We start from the raw sequence: 15,098 nt of genomic DNA on the forward strand, positions 1-15,098 counted from the left end.
GTGGAGGCAGACGCGATGAGCGAAATGCACGTGATCGGAGTTCGTGTCGAGCAGCCCCAGAATCAACCTGTCCTGCTGCTGCGGGAAACCGACGGCGAGCGGTACCTGCCCATCTGGATCGGGCAGACCGAGGCCACCGCCATCGCACTCGAGCAGCAGGGTGTCGAGCCGGCGCGTCCGCTGACCCACGACCTGATCAAGAACCTGATCGAAGCGTTCGGCCGCACTCTGAAGGAAGTCCGCATCGTCGAACTCCGCGAGGGCACGTTCTACGCCGACCTGGTGTTCGACCAGAACACTCGCGTCTCGGCCCGCCCGTCCGACTCCATCGCCATCGCACTGCGCATCGGGGTCCCGATCTTCGCCGAGGAATCGGTGCTCACGGAGGCCGGGCTGGTCATGCCCGACGAGCGTGAGGACGAGGTCGAGAAGTTCAAGGAATTCCTCGAGTCCGTGTCGCCGGACGATTTCAAAGCCACCGACGGCTAGTTTCTCCAGCGGAAGAGCCGCCGGCGCAGTAACGGTTGAGGTTCTTCCGGCGCGTTGCGTTGACCCGGTCTCCTCGGAGTCATAGCGTTCGGTGCAGTGATTTTCTGCCCTGCAGATTGTATCGGGCGTACGCTGAGTAGGTTCAGGGTACGGACTAGCTCGATGTCACTGGTGGCGCTTGCGCCGCTCGATGTGCTGCGGATTGCCGCGGACACTGGCGACGCGCGTCACAGGCGCACTGATCGTCGGGTTCAGTGCAACATGCGAGAGGGAGTAGTCAGTGGGAGATCGGCCGCAGGAGAATGCGCTGAATCTTGCGCCCGGCGACAACGTTGCCGAGTCCGAGTTCAGCTCCGAGGAGATCCAGCCGGGCCTCTTCCCGGACGATTCCGTGCCCGACGACCTCGTCGGATACCGCGTCCCCATCGCCTGCCAGATCGCGGGAATCACCTACCGCCAGCTCGATTACTGGGCTCGCACATCCCTCGTGGTGCCGTCCATCCGTGGCGCGGCCGGGTCGGGCAGCCAACGGCTGTACTCGTTCAAGGACATCCTCGTCCTCAAGATCGTCAAGCGCCTGCTCGACACCGGAATCTCCTTGCAGAACATTCGCGTGGCCGTCGACCACCTGCGTAAGCGCGGAGTGCGGGACTTGGCCAAGATCACACTTTTCTCGGACGGGACGACGGTCTACGAGTGCACGTCGGCCGAGGAGGTCGTCGATCTGCTCCAGGGTGGGCAGGGTGTGTTCGGTATCGCGGTCAGTGGTGCAATGCGCGAACTGACCGGCACCATCGCCGATTTCCCCGCAGAGCGCGCCGACGGCGGCGAGAGCGAGCAGAGCCCCGAGGACGAGCTGGCGTCGCGGCGCAAGAACCGCGCGAGCCGCAAGACGGGCTAGGCCGCAACCCCAGGAGCGCGGCGCTGGTGGCGCCGCTCTCTGAGCTCGTGACATAGACTGGCGGTGCGTCGACGCCGTGCGGGAGAGTTCCGGGCACTGCATGCACAGCAGCATCGTGTGTGCGGGAGTTCGGGCGCCGAAGGAGCAACACCTCCCCGTCAATCTCTCAGGCAAACAGGACCGTGCGGGCTCCGACGCCTCTGGAAAGCGGTGGGAGCACCCACCCGCCCACGGGGAAAGGGCCGTCTTCACACGTGAACGACGGTACCGAATCTCTCAGGCGCTCGACCCGAGCAGGCGACAGAGGGGGAGGGACGTTCCGCAGAGCGGGGCGTGTCCTGGTCCTCCGAACTGCTTGGGAGTTGTCGTGATCGACGCTGGAAGCCGTACATTCGCCGATCGTCATGTCGGCCCGAACGCTGCGGAACTCGCGCACATTCTCGAACTGGTCGGGGCCGATTCGCTGGACGACCTCGCGTCGAAAGCCGTTCCCGCCGTCATCCTGGACGGGGTCACGGGTGGGATCGCCGACGGCCTCGACGCCCTGCCCGCACCGGTCTCCGAGCACGAGGCGCTCGCCGAACTGTCCGCACTCGCCGCGCAGAACACCGTGGCGACGTCCATGATCGGGCTCGGCTACTACGACACCCTCACCCCGCCGGTTCTGATCCGGAACATCATCGAGAACCCGGCCTGGTACACGGCCTACACGCCGTACCAGCCCGAGATCAGCCAGGGCCGCCTCGAGGCCCTCCTCAACTTCCAGACGATGGTCGCCGACCTGACCGGCATGGAGGTCGCCAACTCGTCGATGCTCGACGAGGCCACCGCCGCCGCCGAGGCGATGACCCTGCTGCGCCGGGCGAGCAAGAGCAAGTCCCCGCGGTTCGTCGTCGACGCCGACCTGTTCCCGCAGACGCTGGCCGTCGTCGAGACCCGGGCCGAGCCGCTCGGCATCGAGATCGTGGTGGCCGATCTGTCCGCAGGCCTGCCGGACGGCGACTTCTTCGGCGTCCTCGGGCAGATGCCCGGCGCGTCCGGCCGCATCGCCGACTACACTGACGTGATCGCCGCAGCCCACGAGCGCGGCGCACTGGTCGCAGTCGGAGCGGACCTGCTGGCGCTGACTCTCCTCACCCCGCCCGGCGAGATCGGTGCCGACGCCTGCTTCGGCACCACCCAGCGGTTCGGTGTCCCCATGGGCTTCGGCGGCCCGCACGCCGGCTACCTGGCCGTGCACACCAAGCACGCACGCCAGCTCCCCGGCCGCCTGGTGGGCGTCTCCGTCGACGCCGACGGCGACAAGGCCTACCGGCTGGCGCTGCAGACCCGCGAGCAGCACATTCGCCGTGAGAAGGCGACCTCGAACATCTGCACCGCGCAGGTGCTCCTCGCGATTCTCGCGGCCATGTACGCCAGCTACCACGGCGCCGAGGGTCTGAAGGCGATCGCCCTGCGCGTCGCGAACACGGCACATTCCCTGGCGGCCGCCCTCCGCAAGACCGGGTCCGTCGTCGTGCACGACCAGTTCTTCGACACGATCCTCGTGCGCGTCGACGGCCGGGCGGCGGACGTCGTGGCGAAGGCGAAGGACGCCGGCATCAACCTGCGGCTCGTCGACGCCGATCACGTCGCCGTCGCCTGTGACGAGGCCACCACCGACGACGACGTCGCCCACGTGCTGGCGGCGTTCGGCGGCGACGGCGCAGTGGCCCCCGAGGCGGGCACATCCGTCCCGGACGCGCAGCTCCGCGGATCCGACTACCTGCAGCACGAGGCGTTCACCCGGTACCGCACCGAAACGGCGATGCTGCGCTACCTGCGGGCGTTGTCCGACAAGGACATCGCACTCGACCGCAGCATGATCCCGCTCGGCTCCTGCACGATGAAGCTCAATGCCACCGCCGAGATGGAAGCGATCACCTGGCCCGCATTCGCCGGACTGCACCCGTTCGCGCCCACCGGGGACACCCCGGGAATTCTGCGCATCATCAAGGACCTCGAGAACTGGCTCGTCGCCGTCACCGGCTACGACGCCGTCAGCCTGCAGCCGAATGCCGGCAGCCAGGGCGAGTACGCCGGACTGCTCGCGATCCGCAACTACCACCTCAGCCGCGGCGACGACCACCGCGACACCTGCCTCATCCCGTCGAGCGCCCACGGCACCAACGCCGCCTCGGCGGTCATGGCCGGGATGCGCGTCGAGGTCGTCGCGTGCCGCCCCAACGGTGACGTGGACCTCGACGATCTGCGGGCGAAGATCGCGGACCACGCCGAGCGCCTCGCGGCGATCATGATCACCTACCCGTCCACCCACGGGGTGTACGAGCACGAGATCGCCGACATCTGCGCCGCCGTCCACGACGCAGGCGGCCAGGTGTACGTCGACGGCGCCAACCTCAACGCCCTGGTCGGTCTGGCCAGGCCCGGACGGTTCGGCGGCGACGTCAGCCACCTCAACCTGCACAAGACGTTCTGCATCCCGCACGGCGGCGGCGGCCCCGGTGTCGGTCCGATCGGTGTGCGGTCGCACCTCACACCGTTCCTGCCCGGACATCCGCTCGCACCCGAACTCGGCACCGCAGGCCCGATCTCCGCGGCCCCGTACGGCAGCGCGTCGATCCTGCCCATCACGTGGGCGTACATCCGGATGATGGGCGCCGTCGGACTGCGCCGCGCCAGCCTGACCGCCATCGCGTCGGCCAACTACATCGCGCGCCGCCTGGACGAGTACTTCCCCGTCCTCTACACGGGCGAGGGCGGAATGGTGGCCCACGAGTGCATCCTCGACCTCCGGCCGATCACCAAGGACACCGGTGTGACCGTGGACGACGTCGCAAAGCGTCTCGCCGACTACGGTTTTCACGCACCGACGATGAGCTTCCCGGTGGCGGGCACGCTGATGGTGGAGCCCACCGAGAGTGAGAACCTCGAAGAGATCGACGCCTTCTGTGAGGCGATGATCGCGATCCGCGCCGAGATCGACCGCGTCGGCTCGGGGGAGTGGACGGTGGACGACAACCCGCTGCGCGGCGCCCCGCACACGGCCGGCTGCCTGGCGGCGGAATGGAACCACCCCTACACCCGCGAGACGGCGGTGTTCCCTCGCGGCAAGGCCCGGCCGAAGGTGTGGCCCGCGGTGCGGCGCATCGACGGCGCGCACGGTGACCGCAACCTCGTGTGCTCCTGCCCGCCGATCTCCGCATTCGAAGGCGCCTGACACCGGAGGCCCGTCCCGCTTCGGCGGGGCGGGTCCCGCCTCAGTCCGTGCGCAGGTCAGTCCGCGCGCACCAGTTCGAGGATCGTGATCTCGGGTGGGGCGCCGACCCGCACGGGCGGTCCCCACGCGCCGACGCCGCGGGTCGTGTAGAGGACGGTGTTCCCGATCCGGTCGAGTCCCGCCACCGACGGCTGCTGCAACGGCACCAGGTAATTCAGCGGCCACATCTGGCCACCGTGCGTGTGCCCCGACAGTTGCAGGTCCACACCGAGGTCCGACGCTTCCAGGGCCTGTCGCGGTTCGTGCGCGAGCAGCACGACGAACGTCGACGGATCGCGTCCCGCGAGCGCGGCAGGGAGGTCCGGTTCGTACGGGGCCGGCGACGAGTAGTCGTGGATGCCCGCGATGTCGATGGCGGCGCCGCCTCGCGTGATCGTCGCGTGTTCGTTGCGCAGCGTCCTGATGCCCAGGCGGTCCCACACATCGAGCCACCGGCCACCGTCGTCGGCGTAGAACTCGTGGTTGCCGCTGACCCCGAACACCCCGAGCGGGGCTTCGAGGTCGCCGAGCGGCTGTAGGTCGGGCGCTACCTTCGCGACGGTCCCGTCCACCAGGTCGCCCGCGATCGCGACGAGATCAGGCCGCTCCGCGTTCACGAGATCGACCACGCGGCGCGTGAAATCGACTCCTCGCGCCGGGCCGACGTGCAGGTCGGAGACGAGCGCCACGCGCACACCTTCGAACTCGGCGGGAAGGCGCCGCAGCGGTACGCGGACCCGCACGATCCGTGGACGAGCGGCCTCGCGCACCCCATAGCCTGCGGCGCCGACGGCACCCACGACCACGACCGCGGTGGCGACGCGCAGACCTCGCCGACGGGACAGATCGACCTGTTCGTCGCGCCCCCTGCCGCGCTGGCGGGCGAACAGCCGGGTGAGCAGCGACACCAGGGCGACCAGGAGAAGTCCGAGCACCAGATAAAACATCGCGCCGAGCCACACCCAGCCCACCCATCCCGGTGGACGCGCCCATCCCGGATCGAAGGCTTCGCCGCTGCCCACGCCGATGACGGCGAGAACCCACAGAACGACGAGGGTCACGTCGACGACCACCGACCAGGGGCGCCTCAACCCGGTAGCCCGGACGAGCCGCCGATGAAGCCACCAGGTGACGAGCGCGAGGAAGACCGCGAAGACCAGGAGCCTCGTCACGACAGCAGCTTGCTGATCGCGGTCGGCAATGCCGCCCCGTCCGAGGACGCGACCTTCTCCAAGGACCCGCCGGTGCGATCGGCCAGCGCCTGCAACGTGTTGAGGTCGGGATTCTCGCCGATCGTCACCACGTCGATGCGGACCGGCTTCGACGTACTCGAGGCCGCGGCGACGGCGGACAGCAGATCCGCGCGCGCGACGGAATCGTCGTTGGCGCCGTCGGTGACGAGCAGAACCGAATTGGTGCGGCCCGGCGTGTATCCGTCGACCGCGCTCTTGTAGGCGGCCTCGAGCGACGTGTAAGTCGAGGATCCGGTGGCGGACGTCGCCTTGGCGAGCCGGGCGTCGAGGGCCTGCCGGCGGGTGCCCTCGGTGAATCCGCCCGCCGACAGGGGACCGGTGGCGACGACGGTCGTGTACGGCCGGGACCCGTCGAGGGTGGTGCTGTACTCCCACAACCCGAGGTTCGACGAGTCCGGGGAACGATTCACGTGGGCGGCCAGCGCCGCCGTCGTGTTCGCCAGGCGTGTCGCCGTCCCCTCGCGTTCGCTCATCGAACTGGAGACGTCGAGCAGGATGGTGGACGTGCGCGGCGAGATCGGATTCCGGATCACCTGCATCAGCTCGGCGGCAGCGGCGGCGTCCGCGGGAACCAGGGTGGATTCGAAACCGGGAAAGGCCAGCGTGGTGTCGTCGGGGCGGGCGAGCCCCTCGACCCGGAAACCTGCGTCGGCCAGGACCTGCGCCTGTTCGGGTCGACGGACGAATTCCGCGAACTGCGCGGCGGCGCGGCTCTGCGTCTCGTCGACGGACGGGCCCGCCAGGACGGCCGCCGGGTGATCTGCCACGGGTGTGGGGCCTTTCGGCATCGTTGCGGTGATGTCTGCTCCGGGTGCGTCGCGCAGGGCCTGATAGACCTGCTGTTCGGTGGTCGCGACCGCATGGATGGCGGAGGTGGCGGGGTCGCCCTGCTCGGCCAGCGCGGTGAGCGCCTCCCGCGTCGTCGCGGGTTTCGTCCCCGTCGACGCCTCGTAGCCGAGCGCCAGATCGGTGAGTGCCGACGTGACAGGAATGGAACGCGCCTGCTCTTCCGTCACCGGGCCGGTGCTGCTTCCGGTGACGGCGGCAGCGACCGCTTCGACGGCCATCTCCGTACTTTCGGCGCCGGAGCCGACGGGGAGCGCCAAGCCCACGCTGCCCCAGCCCGGTAGACCGAGAGTCGCGAGGGAATCGCGTCCTGTTTGCAGTGACGGCAAGTCCTTCCAGTCGAGCGCCGCCGTGCCCGGTGCGTTCGCGAATGCCGTCCGGACGGCGAGGACCACCGGGCTGGTCGCCAGCGGACGTGCCTCGCCGCTGATGACACCGGTCGCCGACACCTGCTTGACGGAATGCGAGCTGGACGGAATCCACAGGGCGGGCCGGGGGCCGAATGCCGCTGCGTCCCACGGGCCGTCGGGGCCCGCGGACAGGGCGTTCCGCACGGTGTCGGACGCGACGGCAGTGACCGTCGCCGAGACGCACTGGTCGCGTATCACCGGCGCCGTCGCCGTGTACTTGTCGGCGAGAGTCTGCAGCTGGGGTGCGATGTCGGGATCCGCCGCGACCGCGAGCACCGATTCGCCTTCGACGCAGGCGCCGGCGGCCGCCACTCCCTGATCGTTGATCCGGTCACGCAGTTGGATCCAGCCCAGCATGCCGAGCACGAGCACGACGACGAGACCGAGCACGATCAAAGGCCCCTTGCTGATACCCCTGGCGCGCGATTCGCCGCGATGCTGCCCCACGTGCTTTCCAGCCCCTGTCCGACGAGTTCGACGTTGACCCTCGCAGTGTAGTGATGCGTGGTGTCGACCCCCGGATACGTGAGTGGCAAAGTGTGCTCCCGCACGCTTTGCCACTCACGTGGGGGTCAGGCGTTGGCGGCTTTGTATTCGCGGCGGCGGCGGTGCAGGATCGGTTCGGTGTAGCCGGAGGGCTGCGCGGTGCCGTCGAGGATGAGTTCCTTGGCGGCCTGGAACGCGATGTTGGTGTCGAAGTCCGGGGCCAGCGGCCGATACGTCGGATCACCCTCGTTCTGCCGGTCCACCACCGGCGCCATCCGTTGCAGCGAGGCGACGACCTGGTCGGCGGTCACGATTCCGTGCCGGATCCAGTTCGCCAGCAGCTGGCTGGAGATGCGCAGGGTGGCGCGGTCCTCCATCAGCGCGACGTCGTGGATGTCGGGGACCTTGGAGCAGCCGACGCCGGCGTCGATCCACCGGACCACGTACCCGAGGATGGACTGGCAGTTGTTGTCGAGTTCCTCCTGCTTCTGCTCCTCGGTCCAGTCGGTGTTCGGGGCGAGGGGGATGGTGAGGATCTGCTCGAGGGTGGCCCGCGGCGCCCCCTTGAGCGTGTCCTGGACGGCGAACACGTCGACCTGGTGGTAGTGGGTGGCGTGCAGGGTGGCCCCGGTCGGCGACGGCACCCACGCGGTGTTCGCGCCGGCCTTGGGGTGGCCGATCTTCTGCTCGAGCATCTCGGCCATCAGTTCGGTCATCGCCCACATGCCCTTGCCGATCTGCGCCTTGCCCTGCAGGCCGGCGGCCAGGCCGACATCGACGTTCCAGTCCTCGTAGGCGGTGATCCAGGTCTGCTGCTTCATTTCGGCCTTGCGGATCATCGGCCCGGCCTCCATCGAGGTGTGGATCTCGTCGCCGGTGCGGTCGAGGAACCCGGTGTTGATGAACACCACCCGCTCGCGGGCTTCGTGGATGCAGGCGGCGAGGTTGACGGTGGTGCGCCGTTCCTCGTCCATGATCCCCACCTTCAACGTGTTGGCGGGCAGGTTCAGGACCTGTTCGACGCGGCCGAACAGTTCGGTGGTGAACGCGACCTCGTCGGGGCCGTGCTGTTTGGGTTTGACGATGTAGATCGATCCGGTGCGGGAGTTGTCCAGCGGCCCCGACGCCTCCGACCGGGTGAGGCCGTGGATGGCGCAGAGGGAGGTGAGCAGGGCGTCGAGGATGCCCTCGGGGACCTCGGTGCCGTCCGGGTGCAGGATCGCCGGGGTGGTCATCAGGTGCCCGACGTTGCGGACGAACAGCAGCGACCGCCCGTGCAACGTGAGGTCGGTGCCGTCGGGGGCGGTGTAGGTGCGGTCCGGGTTCAGCCGGCGGGTGAACGCCTGGCCGCCCTTGGTCATCTCCTCGGTCAGGTCACCGCGGTTCAAACCGAGCCAGTTGCGGTAGCCGATGACCTTGTCGTCGGCGTCGACGGCGGCGACGGAGTCCTCGAAGTCCATGATGGTGGTGACCGCGGATTCGAGGACGACGTCCTTGATCCCGGCCCGGTCGGTCTGGCCGATCGGGGAGGTGGGGTCGATCTGGATGTCGGCGTGCAGGCCGTGGTTGCGCAGCAGCACGCTGGTGGGGGTGGCCGGGTCGCCGAGGTAGCCGACGAACTTGCCGGGGTCGGCCAGGGCGGTGACGGTGCCGTCGGCCAACTCCACCCGCAGGGTGTCCCCGTCGACGCGGTAGCCGGTGGCGTCGGCGTGGGAGCCGCCGGTGAGGGGGGCGGCGGTGTCGAGGAAGGTGCGGGCCCAGGCGATGACCCTGTCGCCGCGGACCTTGTTGTAGGAGGTGCCCGGCTGCGCGCCGCCGTCCTCACCGATGGCGTTGGTGCCGTACAGGGCGTCGTACAGCGACCCCCAGCGGGCGTTGGACGCGTTCAGCGCGAAGCGGGCGTTGAGGACCGGGACCACCAGCTGCGGGCCGGCGGTCGAGGTGATCTCGGTGTCCACGTTCGCCGTGGACACCTCGAACGGGGCCGGGGCGGGCACCAGGTAGCCGATCGAGGTCAGGAACTGCCGGTACTCGGCCGGGTCGGGGGTGCCGGTGTGGTCGCGGTGCCAGCGGTCGATCTGCGCCTGCAGCTCGTCGCGGGTGGCGAGCAGGGCCCGGTTCTTCGGGGCCAGGTCCTCGATCACCTTCACCGCACCCGACCAGAAACCGTCGACGTCGATCCCGGTCCCCGGCAACGCCTCCTCGTTCACGAAGTCGTAGAGCACCTTCGCGACCTGCAGACCGCCGACCTCAACACGCTCAGTCATGAAAAGCCTCACTGTTCCGCTATCGGAGCACCGCACGGGTGCCATGAACCGCGACCAATGTTACCCGCTGGTAGGGATGCGGTGTGGCAGATGCCCGGCGGCTTCTCGATCCGGGCGGAGGTGTGAGGTGAGCTCAGGCTTTCTCGCCGGTGGACGGCTCCAGGGACTGCGCGTCCGCCTCGTTGGGCGCGTCGATCTCGGCGTCGATCCGGTGCAGATCGCCCGCGGCCTCTGCGGCGCTGAGACGCGAACGGCGCCACGCGACGACCAGCAGTCCGGCCCACACCGCCACGAGCGCGACGTAGCCGAGGGCGGCGACGGCCCCCGTCACGTCGAATGTCTTGAACAGCTTCTGCGCGTTGGTGATGATGATGATGCCGCCGACACCGGTGCCCAGAAGGGTCGCAGGCACCCGGCTGACGAGCCACGCGGCGACCGGTGCGGCGATGATTCCGCCGAGCGCCAGACCCGCGATGATCGGGATGTTGTCGAAGAAGTCGCTGCCGAGCCCGAAGATGAATCCGATGCTGGCCGCGGCGGATACCAGGAACTCCGACGCGCTGACCGAGCCGATGACGGTGCGCGGTGCGGTCTTGCCGCGCGAGAGCAGCGTGCTGGTGGTGATCGGTCCCCAGCCGCCGCCACCGCTCGCGTCGATGAATCCACCGAACAGTCCGAGCGGTGAGAGGAACTTTGCCGTGTGCGGCGACGTCCGGGCGTCGTTGACGGCGGGAGGGCGGATCGAGAAGCGCAGGAGGACGTAGACGCCGATTGCCAGCAGGATCGTGGACGTCACGGGGACGGCGGCGGCCGTCGACAACTGCGACAGCACCGTCGCGCCGAGGAATGCGCCGATCGCGCCGGGGACGCCCAGGCGCAGCACGAGGGACCAATCGATGTTGCGGAACCGCCAGTGCGACGCGCCGGAGGCGAGCGTGGTGCCGACCTCGGCGAAGTGCACCGCTGCGCTGGCGTGGGCAGGTCCGACGCCGCTGAACACGAGCAGGGTGGTCGCAGTCACACCGAACGCCATGCCGAGGGCGCCGTCGACCAGCTGGGCACCCACGCCGACCAGCGTGAAAATCAAGAGCTTGAACATCGAGACTCCGACCGAGAGAGCGAACCGTCAGGGCAGCAAAGACCAGCGAGCAGGCTGGTCAGCAACATCCCTGGTCGAAGGCATGGCCTCGGCGGGAGGGCCAGAAGGGCATGAGGGCGAGCGAGGCCGCGGGGCCTGCCTGCGCGCTCGTGCCGTTCACTCGAACTCCCGAATCTCTCGTCGTGTGCACGGCCGTCCGCGCACAGGGTTCGACATTAGCGGCAGGAGTGGGCGCGTGTCATCTTCACACGCGCCCAACCGCTCACAGTTTTCGCGCAGAGATCTCGAAACCCGCGTCGCGCAGCCGTGAAACCAGCACGTCGCCGAGCGCCGTCGCCGGAGTGAGAACGCCCGCCGCGTCCGGCAGCGCGTCGCCGCCGAGGACGAGACTCAACGCGGATTCGCCGAGCATCACCGCGGTGGCGCGGTAGCCGGGGTCACCCTTCGCCTTCACCCGCGACGTGTAGTGGGCGCCCGTGGTCGTGGTTGTGTACAGGTCGACGGTGAAGTGGCCGTTGCGTTGCGCCTCCTCGCTGGGACCGTCGCCCGGTGAGGGCAGCACGCGGTCGAGGACGTAGCGGGTGGGCGGGAGGGCCATTCCGCCGATCAGCGCGCCGAGGCCGACCGTCACCGCGCCCGCGATCACCGGCGTGATCGGGGAACTGCCGACGCTCATGACCTCGCGGTACTTGAATTCCCGGCCGTACGCCCAGTCGCGGAGCGCGTTGCTGCGCCGCACGACCCGCGTGTTGTAGGGGCCCATGAAGAACGGCGCCTTCCAGCCCTTGACGCCGGGCGCGATGGTCTTGCCGTCGACCACGCCCATGTCGGTCTGCTTGCCGAGATCGGGTTCTTTCGACCGGTCGGGGCTCAGCGAGTACGGAGAGGCCGCGAGACGGCGCGACGCCGCATCCTTCTTGGACACGTCGACCTGAGTGCGGAGCGAATCGATCGTGCCGCCGCTGACGCCGCCGCGCAGCGACGTGACCACGAGGGTGGTGTCGGTGAGTTCGCCGGCGCCGTCCTCCCGGACCTTCGCGTGCAGGACGTGCACCCCGAGGTCGGACGGAATGGAGTCGAATCCGCAGGAGTGGACGATCCGGGCGCCGGTCTCGCGGGCCCGTTCGTGGTTGGCGTCGATGCTCTCGCGGGCGAACAGCACCTCTCCGGTGAGGTCGACGTAGTCGGTGCCCGCCTCGGCGCAGGCCGCGGCCAGTGCGTGTCCGTACTTGGCGTAGGGCCCGACCGTCGTCGCGACCACGCGGGTCCGTCCCGCCAGGGCGGCGAGCGACGCGGCGTCGTCGGAGTTCGCGACGATGACGGGCCAGTCCGCCGCGCGCGGACCGAGCGAGGACCGCACCGTCTCCAGTTTGGCGGCCGTCCGTCCCGCGAGCGCGATCCGGACACCGTCCGGGGCGTGCTGAGCGAGATAGTCGGCGAGAAGTTTGCCGACGAAGCCGGTGGCCCCGTAGACGACGAGATCCAATTCACGCGTGCTGTCTGTCATGGCACGACCCTACTCGTCGGTAGGGAAGGGTGGCGTCAAAGTCCGGCACCGCCGGGTCGGGTCGGTGCGAGGGGTGTCCGCGTGCGGACCCGCAGGACGACGTAACCGGCCCACGACGTGACGACGCCCAGTGCCACGAGAGTTTGGATCGCTCCCGCCGCGGATTCCGGGTAGACCACGCCGGTGAGGTAGTGGGCGATGAACCCGGACGAGGGGAGCGGGTCCTGCCCGGCGCGGACCCGCGCCCAGCTCTCCAGATGCGTCAGCGGGCAGTCGATGCCGACGATCAGCCCGGTGAATCCCCAGGCCACCGCGGCCAGGTGGAGGGCAATGGTCCGCGGCCAACGCCAGGCGAGAAAACCACCGCACACGACGTAGAGGATGAAGATCAGGTGTGCGACAACCGTCGCGCCCGCGACGACCTCGTAGAAGACCACGCTCCCCATCGATGCACCCCTGACCTCCGAAGTGTCCCCCCAACGCCATCGTAGGCGTGGGCTGCCGGGTCCACGGGGGAACGGGCTCGGCGGCGGAATCAGGCCGAGCCGCGCGCCTCTTCCTTGACCACCAGGATCGGAATGTCGACCTCGAGCAGGAGACGCTGCAGCCACCGTTCCAGCAGGAACTTGCCGACCGGGGACATGCGCCGGGTACCCACGACGAGCAGATCCGCGCCGCTGCTGTCGACCAGCGCACGCAATGCACTCACCTGATCGCCGTCGTGTTCGCTGGTGCGCAGTTCCCACGACGACTCGCCGACCCCGCCACTCTCGAGCGTCGCCTGGATCTCGGCGCGCAGAGCGGACCGATCGGACTCGGCATCCTGTCCGGGATCGTCGTCGAGCACGTGGAGGACGAGTAGCTGTTCCCGTCGTTGCACAGCCTCGCGGGCGGCGTGGACGATGGCCGCCCGGCCTTCCGGACTGTCTCGGTGGACAACGGCTATCGCCATGAAGCGCCTCCATATTCAGGGATCGGTACCACGCCCATTATCCCCGTGCTGGAGGGTGCTCCTGCTGTGTCGATGCTCTCGAACAGGGATCCGCGTGGTGCCCGATCACCAGGGTGAGGGCTCGTAGTCCTTCAGGAAGCAGCCGTGCAGATCGACGCCCTGCTCGCCCTGGACGATGGGGTCGTAGACGCGGGCGGCGCCGTCGACGAGGTCGAGGGGGGCATGGAAACCCTCGTCTGCCAGGCGCATCTTGGTGTAGTGCGGCCGCTCGTCGGTGATCCACCCCGTGTCCACGGCGGTCATGAGGATGCCGTCCTCGAGCATCTCCTTCGCGCTGGTGCGGGTGAGCATGTTCAGCGCGGCCTTCGCCATGTTGGTGTGCGGATGCCCCGGACCCTTGTAGGCGCGGCTGAACTGGCCCTCCATCGCGGAGACGTTCACCACGTACTTGCGGCGGGCACCTGCCGCCGCCATCGCGGGCCGCAGCCGGGACACGAGGATGAACGGGGCGACCGAGTTGCACAACTGCACCTCGAGCAGCTCGATCGGGTCGACCTCCTCGACCGTCTGGACCCAGCTGTTCGTGTGCGCCAGATCGGGCAGCAGACCGCCGGCGTCGATCGCGAGACCCTGGTCGATCCGATCGGGAGACGCCGACTTCGCGACCAGCGCGAGCGAACTCACCGCATCGGGGGACAGCGCGGCGCCCGCCATCACGGACACGTCGGACAGCGACCCGGCGAGCGCCGCCGGGTGGGCGTCGCTCGTCTTGCCGAACGTCAGGACGTCGGGAAGGTCGCCGGAGGGCAGCGCACCGGATTCGGCGTCCGCCAGCGCGCTGTAGGCGCCCGGCGAGCGTCGCACCGTCTGCGCCGCATTGTTGATCAGGATGTCCAGCGGGCCCTGCGCGGCGACGGAGTCGGCGAGCGCGACGACCTGCGCCGGGTCGCGCAGATCGATACCGACCACCCGCAGCCGGTGGATCCACTCGCTGCTGTCCTCCATCGCCTTGAAGCGGCGGATGGCGTCGTTCGGGAAACGGGTCGTGATGGTGGTGTGGGCGCCGTCGCGCAGCAACCGCAGCGCGATGTACATGCCGATCTTGGCGCGACCACCGGTCAGCAGCGCCCGGCGTCCGGTGAGGTCGGCGCGCGCATCCCTCTTGGCCCGGCTCTTCGCCGCGCAGTCGGGGCACAGCTGGTGGTAGAACGCGTCGACCCGGGTGTAGCGCTGCTTGCAGATGTAGCACGGGCGGGGCCGGATCAGGGTGCCCGCGGACGCGCCGTCGGCGTTCGACGTCAGCAGGATGCCCGCGGTCTCGTCGTCGATCCGGTCGGGGGAACCCGTGGCGGTGGCGGCGACGACCTTGCGGTCGGCCTCGGAGACGGCGTCGCGGGCCGCGATGCGCCTGCGCTTCTTCAGCTTCTTGAAAAGGTGACCGACAGCACGCTGGACGGTGACGGAGTCGGGATCCGCGTCGTCGAGGTCTGCCGCCAGATCGAGAACTCTCAGGCAGATCTCGAGATCCGCCGGATCGATCGTCGTTGTTTCACCCATCGAACTTCGCCCTCTCACGAAGAAAGCCCCGGTTCAGTGAACCGGGGCTTTTTCGTCTGTCTCAACTCAGAG

General features: G+C 69.0%; 11 protein-coding genes and 1 riboswitch. Of the genes, 3 read left to right on the top strand and 8 right to left on the bottom strand.

Features of this window, described 5'->3' with window-relative positions; translation table 11 throughout:
• The first annotated feature begins 15 nt into the window (after nt 1–15).
• The 3 genes from JWS13_RS41705 (at nt 16) to gcvP (ending at nt 4,610) form a co-directional block, all read left to right on the top strand.
• On the top strand, nt 16–489 hold the full coding sequence (locus JWS13_RS41705) for a bifunctional nuclease family protein (RefSeq protein ID WP_124394326.1): 474 nt from the start codon (nt 16–18) through the stop codon (nt 487–489).
• Between the two features lie 280 nt (nt 490–769).
• Nucleotides 770–1,390 (top strand): MerR family transcriptional regulator, encoded by a 621-nt coding sequence (locus JWS13_RS41710; protein WP_206010951.1) that lies wholly within the window; start codon nt 770–772, stop codon nt 1,388–1,390.
• Between the two features lie 69 nt (nt 1,391–1,459).
• Nucleotides 1,460–1,583: riboswitch (glycine riboswitch) on the top strand.
• 174 nt (nt 1,584–1,757) lie between these two features.
• Complete coding sequence (gene gcvP / locus JWS13_RS41715) at nt 1,758–4,610, top strand: aminomethyl-transferring glycine dehydrogenase (RefSeq protein ID WP_206010952.1); 2,853 nt, start codon at nt 1,758–1,760, stop codon at nt 4,608–4,610.
• A gap of 56 nt (nt 4,611–4,666) precedes the next feature.
• Here gcvP and JWS13_RS41720 read toward each other — a convergent pair whose 3' ends face one another.
• The 8 genes from JWS13_RS41720 to JWS13_RS41755 all read right to left on the bottom strand — a co-directional run bounded on the left by JWS13_RS41720 (nt 4,667) and on the right by JWS13_RS41755 (nt 15,026).
• Nucleotides 4,667–5,821, bottom strand: a complete 1,155-nt coding sequence (locus tag JWS13_RS41720) for a metallophosphoesterase (protein WP_206010953.1) — start codon at nt 5,819–5,821, stop codon at nt 4,667–4,669.
• Entirely contained in the window at nt 5,818–7,605 is a 1,788-nt protein-coding gene (locus JWS13_RS41725) for a substrate-binding domain-containing protein (protein WP_206010954.1), read from the bottom strand. Before JWS13_RS41725 ends, JWS13_RS41720 begins: the two co-directional genes overlap by 4 nt.
• Before the next feature lie 125 nt (nt 7,606–7,730).
• On the bottom strand, nt 7,731–9,911 hold the full coding sequence (locus tag JWS13_RS41730; protein WP_206010955.1) for a malate synthase G: 2,181 nt from the start codon (nt 9,909–9,911) through the stop codon (nt 7,731–7,733).
• Nucleotides 9,912–10,044: 133 nt separating this feature from the next.
• Nucleotides 10,045–11,010, bottom strand: a complete 966-nt coding sequence (locus JWS13_RS41735) for a sulfite exporter TauE/SafE family protein (RefSeq protein WP_206010956.1) — start codon at nt 11,008–11,010, stop codon at nt 10,045–10,047.
• 262 nt (nt 11,011–11,272) lie between these two features.
• Complete coding sequence (locus JWS13_RS41740; RefSeq protein ID WP_206010957.1) at nt 11,273–12,517, bottom strand: saccharopine dehydrogenase family protein; 1,245 nt, start codon at nt 12,515–12,517, stop codon at nt 11,273–11,275.
• A gap of 35 nt (nt 12,518–12,552) precedes the next feature.
• The gene (locus JWS13_RS41745; RefSeq protein ID WP_124395206.1) at nt 12,553–12,963 is read right to left on the bottom strand and encodes a DUF2784 domain-containing protein; all 411 of its coding nucleotides are present in this window, start codon (nt 12,961–12,963) and stop codon (nt 12,553–12,555) included.
• Between the two features lie 89 nt (nt 12,964–13,052).
• Nucleotides 13,053–13,469 (bottom strand): universal stress protein, encoded by a 417-nt coding sequence (locus JWS13_RS41750; RefSeq protein WP_124395205.1) that lies wholly within the window; start codon nt 13,467–13,469, stop codon nt 13,053–13,055.
• A 105-nt stretch (nt 13,470–13,574) separates the two neighbouring features.
• Nucleotides 13,575–15,026 carry an SDR family oxidoreductase gene (locus JWS13_RS41755; RefSeq protein WP_206010958.1) on the bottom strand — a complete coding sequence of 484 codons (1,452 nt, stop codon included), beginning with the start codon at nt 15,024–15,026 and terminating at the stop codon, nt 13,575–13,577.
• Nucleotides 15,027–15,098: the final 72 nt, after the last annotated feature.

Source organism: Rhodococcus pseudokoreensis, assembly GCF_017068395.1.
In the GTDB taxonomy this organism is placed as follows: domain Bacteria; phylum Actinomycetota; class Actinomycetes; order Mycobacteriales; family Mycobacteriaceae; genus Rhodococcus_F; species Rhodococcus_F pseudokoreensis.